Raw genomic sequence first — 15,574 nt, 5'->3', positions numbered from 1 at the left:
AAGCACGCAAATGGCTACGATTCATGTAGACGGCAAAGAATACGAGGTCAACGGGGCGGACAACCTGCTAGAGGCTTGTCTCTCTCTTGGTCTTGATATTCCCTACTTTTGCTGGCACCCGGCGCTAGGGAGCGTCGGTGCTTGCCGCCAGTGTGCGGTGAAGCAATATCAGAACGCGGAAGACACGCGTGGTCGCCTGGTGATGTCCTGTATGACTCCGGCATCCGACGGCACCTTTATTTCTATCGACGACAGCGAAGCGAAGCAGTTCCGCGAAAGCGTGGTGGAGTGGTTGATGACTAACCATCCGCACGACTGCCCGGTCTGCGAAGAGGGCGGCAACTGCCACCTGCAGGATATGACGGTGATGACCGGTCATAGCTTCCGCCGCTATCGTTTCACCAAGCGTACCCACCGCAATCAGGATCTGGGGCCGTTTATTTCGCACGAAATGAACCGCTGCATCGCCTGCTACCGCTGCGTGCGCTACTACAAAGATTATGCCGACGGCACCGATCTGGGCGTCTATGGCGCGCACGACAACGTCTACTTCGGCCGTCCGGAAGATGGCACCCTGGAGAGCGAGTTCTCCGGCAACCTGGTGGAAGTCTGCCCGACCGGCGTTTTCACCGACAAAACCCACTCCGAGCGCTATAACCGTAAGTGGGACATGCAGTTTGCGCCGAGCATCTGCCAGCAGTGTTCCATCGGCTGTAACATCAGCCCGGGCGAACGCTATGGCGAGTTGCGTCGTATCGAAAACCGCTATAACGGTACCGTGAACCGCTACTTCCTCTGCGACCGCGGTCGTTTCGGCTATGGCTACGTGAACCTGAAAGACCGTCCGCGTCAGCCGGTGCAGCGCCGCGGCGACGATCTGATCACCCTTAACGCCGAGCAGGCGATGCAGGGGGCGGCGGATATCCTGCGCCAGTCGAAGAAAGTGATCGGCATCGGCTCCCCGCGCGCCAGCATTGAAAGCAACTTCGCGCTGCGCGAGCTGGTGGGCGCCGACAACTTCTATACCGGCATCGCCAAAGGCGAACAAGCGCGCCTGCAGATGATGCTGAAAGTGCTGCGCGAGGGCGGGATCCACACGCCAAGCCTGCGCGATATCGAATCCTACGACGCGGTACTGGTGCTGGGCGAAGACATTACCCAGACCGGCGCGCGCGTGGCCCTGGCGGTACGCCAGGCAGTGAAAGGGAAAGCACGCGAAATGGCGGCGGCGCAGAAAGTGGCCGACTGGCAGATCGCTGCGATCCTCAACATCGGCCAGCGCGCCAAGCACCCGCTATTCGTCACTAACGTCGATGACACCCGCCTGGATGACATCGCGGCGTGGACCTACCGCGCGCCGGTGGAAGATCAGGCGCGTCTCGGCTTTGCTATTGCCCATGCGCTGGACGACAGCGCGCCGGCAGTTGACGGCCTGAGCCAGGACCTGCAGGGTAAAGTCGACGTTATCGTTCAGGCGCTGGCCGGGGCGAAAAAACCGCTGATCATCTCCGGGACCAACGCCGGCAGCATGGAGATCATCCAGGCCGCCGCTAACGTGGCGAAAGCTCTGAAAGGCCGCGGCGCCGATGTCGGGGTGACCATGGTCGCCCGGGCGGTTAACAGCGTCGGACTGGGCATGATCGGCGGCGGCTCGCTTGAAGAGGCGCTGGACGAACTGGAAAGCGGCGCCGCAGACGCGGTTATCGTGCTGGAAAACGACCTTCACCGTCATGCTTCCGCCGCGCGCGTTGACGCTGCGCTGGCGAAAGCGCCGCTGGTGATGGTGGTGGATCATCAGCGCACCGCGATTATGGACAAAGCGCACCTGGTGCTCTCCGCGGCAAGCTTTGCGGAAAGCGACGGTACCGTGGTGAACAACGAAGGTCGCGCCCAGCGTTTCTTCCAGGTTTACGATCCGGCTTACTACGACGCGAAAACCGTAATGCTGGAAAGCTGGCGCTGGCTGCATTCGCTGCACAGCACCGTCAACAACCGTCAGGTTGACTGGACTCAGCTGGACCACGTCATTGATGCGGCGATTGCCGCGCTGCCGCAGCTGGCGGGCATTAAAGACGCCGCGCCGGATGCGACCTTCCGCATCCGCGGCCAGAAGCTGGCGCGTGAACCGCACCGCTACAGCGGCCGCACGGCGATGCGCGCTAACATCAGCGTGCACGAGCCGCGTCAGCCGCAGGATAAAGACACGATGTTCGCCTTCTCCATGGAAGGGAACAACCAGCCGTCCGCCCCGCGTTCGCAGATCCCGTTCGCCTGGGCGCCGGGCTGGAACTCCCCGCAGGCATGGAACAAGTTCCAGGATGAAGTGGGCGGGAAACTGCGCCACGGCGATCCGGGCGTTCGTCTGTTTGAAGCGTCCGCCAGCGGACTGGAGTACTTCACGGCGGTGCCGGCCAGCTTCCAGGCGGAAGAGGGCAAATGGCGAATTGCGCCGTACTACCATCTGTTCGGCAGCGATGAGCTGTCTCAGCGCGCGCCGGTGTTCCAGAGCCGGATGCCTGAGCCGTACATCAAGCTGAACCCGGCGGATGCCGCGAAGCTTGGCGTCAACCCAGGGGCAATGCTCTCCTTTAGCGTGGAAGGCCAGACCCTGCGTCTGCCGCTGGTTATCTCTGAAGGCCTGACCGCGGGACAGGTTGGCTTACCGATGGGCATGCCGGGCATTGCGCCGGTGCTGACCGGATCGCGTATTGATTCACTGCAGGAGGCGAAAGCATGAGCTGGTTAACGCCGGATCTTATCGACATTCTGTTAAGCATCCTGAAGGCCGTGGTCATTCTGCTGGTGGTTGTCACCTGCGGCGCGTTCATGAGCTTCGGCGAGCGTCGTCTGCTCGGCTTGTTCCAGAACCGCTACGGACCTAACCGCGTCGGCTGGGGCGGTTCGCTGCAGCTGGTCGCCGACATGATCAAGATGTTCTTTAAAGAGGACTGGATCCCGCGCTTCTCCGATCGCGTGATCTTTACTCTGGCGCCGGTTATCGCCTTTACCTCGCTGCTGCTGGCCTTCGCTATCGTGCCGGTTAGCCCGACGTGGGTGGTGGCCGACCTGAACATCGGCATCCTCTTCTTCCTGATGATGGCAGGCCTGGCGGTCTACGCGGTGCTGTTCGCCGGTTGGTCGAGCAATAACAAATACTCGCTGCTGGGGGCGATGCGTGCTTCCGCGCAGACCCTGAGCTACGAGGTATTTCTCGGTCTCTCCCTGATGGGCGTGGTGGCGCAGGCGGGGTCATTCAATATGACCGATATCGTCAACAACCAGGCGCATCTGTGGAACGTTATCCCGCAGTTCTTCGGCTTCGTGACTTTCGCCATCGCCGGCGTGGCGGTGTGTCACCGTCACCCGTTCGACCAGCCGGAAGCGGAGCAGGAACTGGCCGATGGTTACCACATTGAATATTCCGGCATGAAATTCGGTCTGTTCTTCGTCGGGGAATACATCGGTATCGTCACCGTTTCAGCGCTGATCGTCACGCTGTTCTTCGGCGGCTGGAATGGCCCGTGGTTACCTCCTTTCATCTGGTTCGCGCTGAAAACCGCGTTCTTCATGATGATGTTCATTTTGATCCGCGCATCATTACCGCGTCCGCGCTATGACCAGGTAATGTCCTTTGGCTGGAAGGTATGCCTGCCGTTAACGCTGGTCAACTTGTTGGTAACGGCGGCTGTCATTCTCTGGCAGGCGCAATAAGGGGTGAATTGAACATGACCTTAAAAGAATTATTGGTGGGGTTCGGCACCCAGGTCCGTAGTATCTGGATGATTGGCCTGCATGCCTTCGCCAAACGTGAAACCCGGATGTATCCGGAAGAGCCGGTCTACCTGCCGCCGCGCTATCGCGGCCGCATCGTGCTGACCCGCGATCCGGACGGTGCAGAGCGCTGCGTCGCCTGTAACCTGTGTGCGGTAGCCTGCCCGGTGGGCTGTATCTCGCTGCAGAAAGCAGAGACGGTAGACGGCCGCTGGTATCCGGAGTTCTTCCGCATCAACTTCTCACGCTGCATCTTCTGCGGCCTGTGCGAAGAAGCGTGCCCGACCACGGCGATCCAGTTGACCCCGGACTTCGAGCTGGGTGAATACAAGCGTCAGGATCTGGTGTACGAAAAAAAGGATCTGCTGATTTCCGGTCCGGGCAAATACCCGGAATATAACTTCTACCGGATGGCGGGTATGGCAATCGACGGCAAAGATAAGGGCGAAGCGGAAAATGAAGCTAAGCCAATCGACGTCAAGAGCCTGTTACCGTAAGGAGAGGGGCAATGGAATTCGCTTTTTATATCTGTGGCCTGATAGCCATCCTCGCAACCTTGCGGGTCGTCACCCACACCAATCCGGTGCATGCGCTGCTGTACCTGATTATTTCGCTGCTGGCGATTGCCGGGGTGTTCTTCTCGCTGGGCGCGTACTTCGCCGGAGCGCTGGAAATCATCGTCTACGCCGGGGCCATTATGGTGCTGTTCGTCTTCGTGGTGATGATGCTCAACCTGGGCGGCACCGAGATCGAACAGGAGCGCAAGTGGCTGCAGCCGGGGATCTGGATTGGCCCGGCCATCCTCTCCGCGGTGCTGCTGGTGGTTATCGTTTACGCCATCCTGGGCATTAACGACCAGGGTATCGACGGTGCGGCGATTAACGCCAAAGAAGTGGGCATTGCGCTGTTTGGGCCGTACGTCCTGGCGGTGGAGCTGGCCTCCATGCTGCTGCTGGCGGGCCTGGTGGTTGCCTTCCACATTGGCCGCGAAGAGCGCGCCGGCGAGGTGCTGAGCAACCGTCTGAACGACAGCGACAAACGAAAAACGGAGGAACACGCATGATCCCCTTAACACATGGACTGATCCTCGCGGCCATCCTGTTTGTGCTTGGTCTGACGGGGCTGGTGATCCGCCGCAATCTGCTGTTTATGTTGATTAGCCTGGAAATCATGATTAACGCCGCCGCGCTGGCCTTTGTGGTGGCGGGTAGCTACTGGGGTCAGGCAGATGGTCAGATAATGTATATCCTCGCCATCAGCCTCGCGGCTGCGGAAGCGAGTATCGGCCTGGCGCTGCTGCTGCAGCTCCATCGTCGCCGCCAGAACCTGAACATCGATTCAGTAAGTGAGTTGCGTGGATGAACATGCTTGCCTTAACCATTCTTTTGCCATTGATTGGCTTTGTGCTGCTGGCCTTCTCCCGCGGGCGCTGGTCGGAAAATCTTTCCGCCACCGTTGGCATGGGCTCGGTAGGCCTGGCGGCGCTGGTCACCGCGTACGTTGGCGTCGACTTTTTCGCTAACGGCAAACAGGCGGTCAGCGTGCCGCTGTGGACCTGGATGTCGGTCGGTGATTTCAACATCGGCTTCAACCTGGTGTTGGACGGCCTGTCGCTGACCATGCTCTCCGTAGTTACCGGCGTCGGCTTCCTGATCCACATGTTCGCCTCCTGGTACATGCGCGGTGAAGAGGGATATTCCCGCTTCTTCGCCTATACCAACCTGTTTATCGCCAGCATGGTGGTTCTGGTACTGGCCGATAACCTGCTGCTGATGTACCTCGGTTGGGAAGGCGTGGGCCTCTGTTCTTACCTGCTGATCGGTTTCTACTACACCGATCCGAAGAACGGCGCCGCAGCGATGAAAGCGTTTGTGGTGACCCGCGTCGGCGACGTGTTCCTCGCCTTCGCGCTGTTCATTCTTTATAACGAACTGGGCACCCTGAACTTCCGCGAAATGGTGGAGCTGGCGCCGCAGCACTTCGCTAACGGCAGCACCACGCTGCAGTGGGCGACGCTGATGCTGCTTGGCGGCGCGGTCGGTAAATCCGCCCAGCTGCCGCTGCAAACGTGGCTTGCCGATGCGATGGCGGGTCCGACGCCGGTCTCTGCGCTGATCCACGCTGCGACCATGGTCACCGCGGGCGTCTATCTGATCGCCCGTACCCACGGCCTGTTCCTGATGACGCCGGAAGTGCTGCATCTGGTCGGTATCGTCGGGGCGGTCACCCTGGTGTTGGCGGGCTTCGCCGCGCTGGTGCAGACCGATATCAAACGCGTTCTCGCCTACTCTACCATGAGCCAGATTGGCTACATGTTCCTCGCGCTGGGCGTGCAGGCATGGGACGCGGCGATTTTCCACCTGATGACTCACGCGTTCTTTAAAGCGCTGCTGTTCCTGTCGTCTGGTTCGGTCATTCTGGCCTGCCATCACGAACAGAACATCTTCAAGATGGGCGGCCTGCGCAAATCGATTCCGCTGGTATACGTCTGCTTCCTGGTGGGGGGCGCGGCGCTGTCCGCACTGCCGCTTATCACCGCAGGCTTCTTCAGTAAGGATGAGATTCTGGCAGGCGCGATGGCCAATGGCCATATCAATCTGATGGTGGCAGGCCTGGTCGGCGCCTTTATGACCTCGCTGTACACCTTCCGGATGATTTTCATCGTATTCCACGGTAAAGAGCAAATTCACGCGCACGCAGGGAAGGGGATTACCCATCATCTGCCGCTGATTGTGCTGCTGGTACTATCCACCTTCGTTGGCGCGCTGATTGTGCCGCCGCTGGAAGGCGTACTGCCGCAGACCACTGAGCTCGCCCACGGTAGCGTGATGACGCTGGAGATTGCCTCCGGGATCATCGCCATTGCCGGGATTCTGATCGCTGCATGGCTGTGGCTGGGCAAACGCACGCTGGTGACCTCCATCGCCAACAGTGCGCCTGGCCGCTTCTTCGGTACCTGGTGGTTCCATGCCTGGGGCTTCGACTGGTTATACGACAAGGTGTTCGTAAAACCATTCCTCGGTATTGCCTGGCTGCTGAAACGCGATCCGCTGAACTCGTTGATGAATATCCCGGCGATCCTTTCCCGCTTCGCAGGCAAAGGCCTGCTGGTGAGCGAGAACGGTTATCTGCGCTGGTATGTGGCTTCAATGAGCATCGGCGCGGTGGTGGTGCTGGCGCTGCTGATGGTATTGCGTTGATTTGATCGCGCGGTTTTGCCCGGTGGCGCTTCGCTTACCGGGCCTACGAGACCGTAGGTCGGGTAAGCGAAGCGCCACCCGACACAACAAACCGCACTCAAACGTGAATGTAGTCGAATTCGTTGAAAATCGGTCCTGAACGGGACTTTAACAAGGAATAAAAATCGCCATGTTACTACCCTGGCTAATATTAATTCCCTTTATCGGCGGCTTCCTGTGCTGGCAGACCGAACGCTTTGGCGTGAAAGTGCCGCGCTGGATCGCGCTGATTACCATGGGACTGACGCTGGTGCTTGGCCTGCAGCTGTGGATGCAGGGCGGCTATTCTCTGACGCAATCCGCGGGTATTCCGCAATGGCAGTCGGAATTCGTGCTGCCGTGGATCCCACGCTTCGGCATTAGCATCCATCTGGCGATCGACGGCCTGTCGCTGCTGATGGTGGTGCTGACCGGTCTCCTCGGCGTGCTGGCGGTGCTCTGTTCGTGGCGTGAAATCGAAAAATACCAGGGCTTCTTCCACCTCAACCTGATGTGGATCCTGGGCGGCGTTATCGGCGTGTTCCTCGCCATCGACATGTTCCTGTTCTTCTTCTTCTGGGAAATGATGTTGGTGCCGATGTACTTCCTGATCGCGCTGTGGGGCCACAAAGCCTCGGACGGTAAAACGCGTATCACAGCGGCGACCAAGTTCTTCATCTATACCCAGGCGAGCGGTCTGGTGATGCTGATTGCCATTCTGGCGCTGGCCTTCGTCCACTTCAACGCCACCGGCGTGTGGACCTTCAACTATGAAGATCTGCTGAAAACCCCAATGTCTCACGGCGTGGAATACCTGCTGATGCTCGGCTTCTTCATCGCCTTCGCGGTGAAAATGCCGGTGGTGCCGCTGCACGGCTGGCTGCCGGACGCTCACTCCCAGGCGCCGACCGCCGGCTCTGTCGACCTCGCGGGGATCCTGCTGAAAACCGCCGCCTACGGTCTGCTGCGCTTTGCGCTGCCGCTGTTCCCGAATGCCTCCGCCGAGTTTGCGCCCATCGCCATGTGGCTGGGCGTGATTGGTATCTTCTACGGCGCGTGGATGGCCTTCGCCCAGACCGATATTAAACGCCTGATCGCCTACACCTCCGTGTCCCACATGGGCTTCGTGCTGATTGCTATCTACACCGGCAGCCAGCTGGCCTATCAGGGAGCGGTGATCCAGATGATTGCTCACGGTCTGTCCGCGGCGGGTCTGTTCATTCTGTGCGGCCAGCTGTACGAACGTCTGCACACCCGCGATATGCGCCAGATGGGCGGCTTGTGGAGCAAAATTAAATGGCTGCCGGCGATGTCGATGTTCTTCGCTGTCGCCACCCTGGGGATGCCGGGCACCGGTAACTTCGTCGGCGAATTTATGATCCTGTTCGGCAGCTATAAAGTGGTGCCGACGATCACCGTCATCTCCACCTTTGGTCTGGTATTCGCGTCCGTTTACTCGCTGTCGATGTTACATCGCGCTTACTTCGGTAAAGCGAAGAGCGAAGTGGCGGCGAAAGAGTTGCCGGGGATGTCCCTGCGTGAACTGTCTATCATCCTGCTGCTGGTGGTGCTGCTGGTGCTGTTGGGCTTCTTCCCGCAGCCGATCCTCGACACCTCGCATGCTGCGATGAGCAACATTCAGCAGTGGTTTGTTAATTCTGTTTCTACTACAAGGCCGTAATTCGCCATGACAATAACTCCACAACAACTGATCGCACTGCTACCGCTGCTGATCGTCGGCTTGACGGTGGTGGTTGTGATGCTCTCCATTGCGTGGCGACGCAATCATTTTCTCAATGCCACGCTGTCGGTTCTTGGACTTAACGCCGCGCTGGTCTCGCTCTGGTTCGTCGGCCAGAACGGGGCGATGGACGTCACGCCGCTGATCCGCGTTGACGGCTACGCCATGCTTTACACCGGTCTGGTGCTACTGGCGAGCCTCGCGACCTGTACTTTCGCCTACCCGTGGCTTGAGGGTTACAAGGACAACAAAGAAGAGTTCTACCTGCTGGTGCTGATCGCCGCCCTGGGCGGCATTCTGCTGGCCGGTGCGAATCATCTGGCGGCGCTGTTCCTCGGTATTGAGCTGATTTCGCTGCCGCTGTTCGGCCTGGTTGGTTACGCCTTCCGCCAGAAGCGTTCGCTGGAAGCGAGCATCAAATACACCATCCTCTCCGCGGCAGCTTCGTCCTTCCTGCTGTTCGGTATGGCGCTGGTGTATGCGAACTCCGGCAACCTGTCCTTCCTCGCGCTGGGCAAAAGCCTGGCGGACAACATGCTGCACGAGCCGCTGCTGCTGGCGGGTCTTGGCCTGATGATTGTCGGTCTTGGCTTTAAACTGTCGCTGGTGCCGTTCCACCTGTGGACGCCGGACGTTTACCAGGGGGCGCCTGCGCCGGTCTCCACCTTCCTGGCGACCGCCAGCAAGATCGCTATCTTCGGCGTAGTGATGCGTCTGTTCCTGTACATGCCGGTGGGCAACAGCGAAGCGGTACGTGTGGTGCTGGGCCTGATCGCCTTCGCCTCTATCATCTTCGGTAACCTGATGGCGCTGAGCCAGACCAACATTAAGCGCCTGCTCGGTTACTCTTCCATCTCCCATCTCGGCTATCTGCTGGTGGCGCTGATTGCCCTGCAGAGCGGTGAAATGTCGATGGAAGCCGTGGGCGTTTACCTGGCCGGTTACCTGTTCAGCAGCCTCGGCGCGTTCGGCGTGGTCAGCCTGATGTCCAGCCCGTACCGCGGCCCGGATGCTGACTCGCTGTTCTCCTACCGCGGCCTGTTCTGGCACCGTCCGATCCTGTCGGCTGTGATGACGGTGATGATGCTCTCCCTGGCCGGCATCCCGATGACCCTCGGCTTTATCGGTAAGTTCTACGTGCTGGCCGTCGGTGTGCATGCGCATCTGTGGTGGCTGGTTGCCGCGGTGGTTGTCGGCTCGGCGATCGGTCTCTACTACTACCTGCGCGTGGCCGTCAGCCTGTACCTGAGCGCGCCGGAGCAGCTGAATCGCGATGCGCCGTCAAACTGGCAGTACAGCGCCGGCGGTATCGTGGTGCTGATCTCCGCGCTGCTGGTGCTGGTGCTCGGTATCTGGCCGCAGCCGCTGATTAGCATCGTGCAGCTGGCGACGCCGCTGATGTAAGTTGATTGACTCAATAAAAAACCGCCGGGATGGCGGTTTTTTTATGCCCGGATTTTACGCCATCTTGTAGACCATAAAGTCTTCCGCCAGCAGCGTGTTAGGGAAAATCTCCCGGCATTCCGCCAGCATACGCAGACAGCCTTCGGCATCGTAGCGCGAGCTAAAGTGGGTGGCGATCAGCGTACCGACCCCCGCTTCTTTGGCAAGCGCCGCGGTCTGCTGACTGGAAGAGTGGCCGCGGCTATTGGCTTTCTCCGCCATCGCCTGCTCAAGGGTGGTTTCGTGGACCATTACATCCGCCCCGCGAGCCATCTCCAGCGCCTGCGGGCAGGGGGCGGTATCGCCGAAGATGGCCAGCGTTTTACCCGGGGTCGCAGGTCCCAGATAGCGGCTGCCGTCGATGACCCGGCCATCTGCCAGCTCGACGCGCTGTCCGCGCTTGAGTTGATGGAACAGCGGCCCGGGAGGTACGCCATCGGCAATCAGCTGGGCGGCGTCGAGGGTGCCGGGCTTGTCATGCTGCGCAATGCGATACCCATAGCACTCCACCGGATGGCTGAGCGGATACGCGGTGACCCGATAGCCCTCTTCGTCGAACACCAGACCAGGGCCGACTTCGATGATGGTGAGCGGATAGTCGGTCCACGAACCGCTCAGGCGCAGCGCGGTCTCTACAAACTCTTTGAGTCCTTTTGGCCCGTAGAGGGTGAGGGGCAGGGAGTTTCCCTGCATCGAGCGGCTGCACAGCAGGCCGGGCAGGCCGAACAGGTGGTCGCCGTGCAGATGGGTAATAAAAATCTTATTCAGTTTGCCGGGATGGTAGGGCGTGTGAAGAAACTGATGCTGGGTCCCTTCGCCGCAGTCAAACAACCACATTTCGGCGCGGGTCGGCTGTTGCAAATTCAGTATTATCGACGTCATATTACGCGTGCGGGTCGGCACCCCGGCGGATGTCCCCAAAAAAGTTAATTCCATCGTCCAGTGTCCTCAGGGCGAGTCGCAAAGTATCAGTATATCAATAAGGAGCAGCAGATGATGACCTGGCAGGATCTCCACCATAGTGAACTCACCGTTCCCCTGCTGTATGCGCTGCTGAAATTGCGCAGTGAAGTCTTTGTCGTAGAGCAGCAGTGCGTCTATCAGGATGTCGACGGCGATGATTTGGTTGGTGAAAATCGCCATCTGCTCGGCTGGCGCGATGGCGAACTGGTGGCCTACGCGCGGATCCTCAAAAGCGAAGAGGAGTTTGCGCCGGTGGTGATTGGCCGGGTCATCGTCAGCCCCGCCGCCCGTGGTGCGAAGCTCGGCTATCAGCTGATGGAGCAGGCGCTGGCCAGCTGTCAGCAGCACTGGCCGCAAAAGGCGATTTACCTCGGGGCGCAGGCGCACCTGCAATCCTTTTACGCCCACTTCGGTTTTACGCCGGTGACCGAGGTCTATGATGAGGATGGCATCCCCCACATTGGCATGGCGCGAGAAAAGCGCGCTGTCTGACTCCTCTGCACCCTCGTCCACGCGCAGCTCTGGCCCGGCGAGCGGGTAAGATAAAACCCGCTCCCTCATCATGGGTACTGCTATTCCGTCGTCGAACCCCTTATAATGTGGGGTTTTACTACCGTGGAGGTTTGCGTGCTGTCTGTTTCCACTGCGCTGGCCCGTTTGCAAGACGGCCTGGGCGAGTCATTTCCAGACTCGCCCGGCACGCGAATTATCGATGTTGCCTTTCCGCTGAATGATGCCTTCGATCCGCTACTATGGTGCGGCCAGCAGGCGCAATGGCCGCAGTTTTACTGGCAGCAGCGCAATGGCGATGAGGAACTGGCGACGCTGGGGGCGGTAAAAACCTTTACCTCGCTCGACGCGGCGAACCGCTTTTTACGCCAGTCCGGCCGGCAGGATCTGCGTATCTGCGGCCTGAATGCGTTTGAACCGCAGCAGGGCAGCCTGGCGCTGCCGCGTCTGGAGTGGCGCCGGTGCGGCGGCAGGGCCGTGCTGCGGCTGGTGCTGCATAGTGATATCTCCCTGCGTGAGGATGCCGCGACGGCCCGCGCGTTTCTCGCCAGCCTGACAACCACTCAGGCGACTCCCGGCGCCATACCGCCGTTGCTGAGCGAGCGCCACTCATCCGACTATCCTCAATGGCAGGCAATGATTGCGCGGGCGGCTAAGGCGATCAGCGCCGGTGAAATGGATAAAGTAGTGCTGGCGCGGGCAACCGACCTGCAGTTTGCCGCCCCGCTGGACGCCGTGAGCATCATGGCGGCTAGCCGGCGCAGCAATCTTAACTGTTTTCATTTCCTGATGGCGTTCAATGCCCGGCAGGCATTTTTCGGCTCCACGCCGGAACGGCTGTGGCGCCGGCGCGGCGCGCTGCTGCGCACCGAAGCGCTGGCGGGGACCGTCGCGAACCATCAGGAAGACGCGAAGGCGCAGCAACTGGCCGACTGGTTGATGAAAGACGACAAAAACCAGCGGGAAAACATGCTGGTGGTAGAGGATATCTGCCAGCGCCTGCAGAGTGAGGCCTCGACGCTGGACGTCCTGCCGCCGCAGGTGGTGAGGCTGCGTAAGGTGCAGCATCTCCGACGCTGCATCTGGACCGAGCTGGCGGCGCCTGACGACAGCCGCTGTCTGCTGCAGCTGCAGCCCACCGCCGCGGTGGCCGGCCTGCCGCGCCGGGCGGCGCTGGCGTTCATTCAGCGTCATGAACCGTTTTCCCGCGAATGGTACGCCGGGTCCGCCGGGTATCTGTCACTGGCGCAAAGCGAGTTTTGCGTGGCGCTGCGTTCGGCGAAAGTGAACCACGACACCCTGCGGCTGTATGCCGGGGCGGGGATCGTCAGCGGCTCTGATGCACAGCAGGAGTGGCAGGAGATTGACAACAAAGCGGCCGGGCTGCGCTCGCTGCTGTGTCCATAAAGCTTGAATGACGATGCATATCAAAACGACGTCACTTTGCCTTATCTATACTTAGCATCAATATTTGATACCGGACAATTTCATGTCAGTAAGCGCATTTAACCGACGCTGGGCGGCGGTGATCCTGGAAGTTTTAACGCGCCATGGCGTGCAGCATATCTGCATCGCGCCGGGCTCACGCTCGACACCCTTAACCCTGGCGGCGGCGGAAAACCGCGCCTTTATCCATCATACCCATTTCGACGAACGCGGCCTCGGCCACCTGGCGCTCGGACTGGCGAAGGCCAGCCGGCAGCCGGTGGCGGTGATAGTCACCTCCGGGACCGCCACCGCAAACCTCTATCCGGCGCTGATTGAGGCAGGGCTCACCGGTGAAAAGCTGATCCTGTTAACCGCCGACCGTCCGCCGGAGCTGATCGACTGCGGCGCGAACCAGGCTATCCGCCAGCCGGGGATGTTTGCCTCCCATCCTGCGCAGACGATTTCTTTGCCGCGTCCCTCGCAGGATATTCCTGCCCGCTGGCTGGTCTCAACCATCGACCAGGCGCTGGGGGCGCTGCACGCCGGCGGGGTGCATATTAACTGTCCGTTCGCTGAACCGCTGTATGGTGATATGGATGAGACCGGCGTGGAGTGGCAGCAGCAGCTCGGCAAGTGGTGGCAGAGCGACAAACCCTGGCTGCGCCAGGCGCTGCAGTTAGAGAGCGAGAAGCAGCGCGACTGGTTCTTCTGGCGACAAAAACGCGGCGTCGTCGTGGCGGGCAGAATGAGCGCCGCGGAAGGGAAAAAGGTCGCTGAGTGGGCGCAGACCCTCGGCTGGCCGCTGATCGGCGATGTCCTGTCGCAGACCGGGCAGCCGCTGCCGTGCGCCGACCTGTGGCTGGGCAACGGCAAAGCGGTCAGCGAGCTGGCGCAGGCGCAGATCGTCGTGCAACTCGGCAGCAGCCTGACCGGCAAACGCGTGCTCCAGTGGCAGGCGACCTGCGAGCCGGATGAATACTGGCTGGTGGATAATCTGCCCGGTCGCCTCGACCCGGCGCAGCACCGCGGTCGCCGTCTGCTCTCAAGCGTTGAGCGCTGGCTCGAATTACATCCGGCGGAGAAACGCCAGCCGTGGGCGACGGTGATCCCACAGCTTGCCGGGCAGGCGTGGCAGGCTGCGGTCGCCAGCAATGAGCCTTTTGGCGAAGCGCAGCTGGCGCAGCGTATTCGGCGCTATCTGCCGGAGCAGGGCCAATTGTTTGTTGGCAACAGCCTGGTGGTGCGCCTGATCGACGCCCTGGCGCAGCTACCGGCCGGGTATCCGGTCTACAGCAACCGCGGCGCCAGCGGTATCGATGGCCTGATCGCCACTGCGGCCGGCGTGCAGCGCGCCAGCGCCCGACCGACGCTGGCCATCGTTGGCGATCTCTCCGCGCTCTACGATCTCAACTCGCTGGCCCTGCTGCGCCAGGCGTCGGCGCCGCTGGTGCTGATCGTGGTGAATAACAACGGCGGGCAGATTTTTTCTATGCTGCCGACGCCGCAGGACGAACGCCGTCAGTTCTATTTAATGCCGCAGGACGTGGATTTCAGCCACGCGGCGGCGATGTTCGGCCTGGCCTATCATCGCCCTGATGACTGGCCGTCGCTGGATGAGGCGCTGGCCGGCGCCTGGCGCAGGGCGGGGGCGACGGTGATTGAGCTGGCGGTCAATGAGACCGACGGCGCGCAGACCCTTCAGCAGCTGCTGGCGCAGGTAAGTCGCCTGTGATCCTCAGCGCTGCTGTCGACAACGGCCAGCCGGGCTATCCCTGGCTGGTGTTTCTGCACGGTTTTTCCGGCGACCGCAACGAGTGGCGGAAAGTGGGCGACGCCTTTCCCGCCTGGCCGCGGCTGTACCTCGATCTGCCGGGGCACGGCGGCTCCGCGGATATCGCGGTGCAGGACTTTGCCGGGGTCAATACTCTGCTGCAGTCTACGCTTAATAGTTACAACATACATAAGTATTGGCTGATCGGCTACTCGCTGGGCGGCCGGGTGGCAATGAACTTCGCCAGCCAGCCGCGCGCAGGCATGCGCGGGCTGATCGTTGAAGGCGGCCATCCGGGCCTGCAGGATGTAGAGGCGCGGCAGGTGCGGCGCAGCAATGACCGCGCCTGGGCGGAACGTTTTCACCGCGAGCCGCTTGAGCAGGTCTTTGCCGACTGGTATCAGCAGCCGGTCTTCGCTTCGCTGAATGCCGCGCAGCGTGAGTCATTGGTCGCCTTACGCAGCCGGAACAACGGCGCGACGCTGGCGGCGATGCTGCAGGCAACCTCCCTTGCCGCGCAGGCCGATCTGCGCGCGTCTCTGCAGGCGCGCGATTTTCCTTTTCACTACCTGTGCGGCGAGCGCGACGCGAAGTTTCGCGCCATCGCGCAGACGCTCGCGGCGGATCTCCATCTTATTCACCATGCCGGACACAACGCGCACCGGGACAACCCGGCGGCGGTGATTGCCTGTCTGGCGCAGATTCTGGCAAGTTAACTGAAGGACATTC

The 15,574-nt window shown here is 60.8% G+C and carries 13 protein-coding genes; 12 read left to right on the top strand and 1 reads right to left on the bottom strand.

Going from position 1 to position 15,574, the window contains the following annotated elements; all coding sequences use genetic code 11:
- The first annotated feature begins 10 nt into the window (after nt 1–10).
- From nuoG to nuoN, 8 genes are all read left to right on the top strand, one after another.
- Nucleotides 11–2,737, top strand: a complete 2,727-nt coding sequence (nuoG, locus tag HMPREF3140_RS00625; protein WP_004149179.1) for an NADH-quinone oxidoreductase subunit NuoG — start codon at nt 11–13, stop codon at nt 2,735–2,737.
- Nucleotides 2,734–3,711 (top strand): NADH-quinone oxidoreductase subunit NuoH, encoded by a 978-nt coding sequence (nuoH, locus tag HMPREF3140_RS00620; protein WP_002913156.1) that lies wholly within the window; start codon nt 2,734–2,736, stop codon nt 3,709–3,711. Before nuoG ends, nuoH begins: the two co-directional genes overlap by 4 nt.
- A gap of 14 nt (nt 3,712–3,725) precedes the next feature.
- Nucleotides 3,726–4,268 carry an NADH-quinone oxidoreductase subunit NuoI gene (gene nuoI / locus HMPREF3140_RS00615; RefSeq protein WP_032412008.1) on the top strand — a complete coding sequence of 181 codons (543 nt, stop codon included), beginning with the start codon at nt 3,726–3,728 and terminating at the stop codon, nt 4,266–4,268.
- A gap of 11 nt (nt 4,269–4,279) precedes the next feature.
- On the top strand, nt 4,280–4,834 hold the full coding sequence (gene nuoJ / locus HMPREF3140_RS00610; protein ID WP_002913150.1) for an NADH-quinone oxidoreductase subunit J: 555 nt from the start codon (nt 4,280–4,282) through the stop codon (nt 4,832–4,834).
- Nucleotides 4,831–5,133 carry an NADH-quinone oxidoreductase subunit NuoK gene (gene nuoK, locus HMPREF3140_RS00605; protein ID WP_002913148.1) on the top strand — a complete coding sequence of 101 codons (303 nt, stop codon included), beginning with the start codon at nt 4,831–4,833 and terminating at the stop codon, nt 5,131–5,133. The genes nuoJ and nuoK overlap by 4 nt, the downstream gene beginning before the upstream one ends.
- Nucleotides 5,130–6,971 carry an NADH-quinone oxidoreductase subunit L gene (nuoL, locus tag HMPREF3140_RS00600; RefSeq protein ID WP_004140895.1) on the top strand — a complete coding sequence of 614 codons (1,842 nt, stop codon included), beginning with the start codon at nt 5,130–5,132 and terminating at the stop codon, nt 6,969–6,971. The genes nuoK and nuoL overlap by 4 nt, the downstream gene beginning before the upstream one ends.
- 169 nt (nt 6,972–7,140) lie before the next feature.
- Nucleotides 7,141–8,670: an NADH-quinone oxidoreductase subunit M gene (nuoM, locus tag HMPREF3140_RS00595; RefSeq protein WP_002913146.1), complete on the top strand. Its 1,530-nt coding sequence runs from the start codon at nt 7,141–7,143 to the stop codon at nt 8,668–8,670.
- A gap of 6 nt (nt 8,671–8,676) precedes the next feature.
- Nucleotides 8,677–10,134, top strand: coding sequence for an NADH-quinone oxidoreductase subunit NuoN (nuoN, locus tag HMPREF3140_RS00590; RefSeq protein WP_004151107.1), 1,458 nt, complete (start codon nt 8,677–8,679; stop codon nt 10,132–10,134).
- Between the two features lie 54 nt (nt 10,135–10,188).
- On the opposite strand, the gene rnz is transcribed toward nuoN, so the two are convergent.
- On the bottom strand, nt 10,189–11,109 hold the full coding sequence (gene rnz, locus HMPREF3140_RS00585) for a ribonuclease Z (protein ID WP_004214593.1): 921 nt from the start codon (nt 11,107–11,109) through the stop codon (nt 10,189–10,191).
- Between the two features lie 57 nt (nt 11,110–11,166).
- Here rnz and HMPREF3140_RS00580 point away from each other — a divergent pair, with 57 nt between their 5' ends.
- The 4 genes from HMPREF3140_RS00580 to menH all read left to right on the top strand — a co-directional run bounded on the left by HMPREF3140_RS00580 (nt 11,167) and on the right by menH (nt 15,561).
- Entirely contained in the window at nt 11,167–11,628 is a 462-nt protein-coding gene (locus HMPREF3140_RS00580) for a GNAT family N-acetyltransferase (protein ID WP_032412006.1), read from the top strand.
- Between the two features lie 135 nt (nt 11,629–11,763).
- Nucleotides 11,764–13,053, top strand: a complete 1,290-nt coding sequence (gene menF, locus HMPREF3140_RS00575) for an isochorismate synthase MenF (RefSeq protein ID WP_032412004.1) — start codon at nt 11,764–11,766, stop codon at nt 13,051–13,053.
- An 82-nt stretch (nt 13,054–13,135) separates the two neighbouring features.
- On the top strand, nt 13,136–14,806 hold the full coding sequence (gene menD, locus HMPREF3140_RS00570; protein WP_032412002.1) for a 2-succinyl-5-enolpyruvyl-6-hydroxy-3-cyclohexene-1-carboxylic-acid synthase: 1,671 nt from the start codon (nt 13,136–13,138) through the stop codon (nt 14,804–14,806).
- Entirely contained in the window at nt 14,803–15,561 is a 759-nt protein-coding gene (menH, locus tag HMPREF3140_RS00565) for a 2-succinyl-6-hydroxy-2,4-cyclohexadiene-1-carboxylate synthase (RefSeq protein WP_032412000.1), read from the top strand. Before menD ends, menH begins: the two co-directional genes overlap by 4 nt.
- Nucleotides 15,562–15,574 lie beyond the last annotated feature (13 nt).

The organism is Klebsiella sp. HMSC16A12 (assembly GCF_001808265.1).
In the GTDB taxonomy this organism is placed as follows: Bacteria; Pseudomonadota; Gammaproteobacteria; order Enterobacterales; family Enterobacteriaceae; genus Klebsiella; species Klebsiella pneumoniae.
This window is presented reverse-complemented; position numbering and strand designations above follow the sequence as displayed.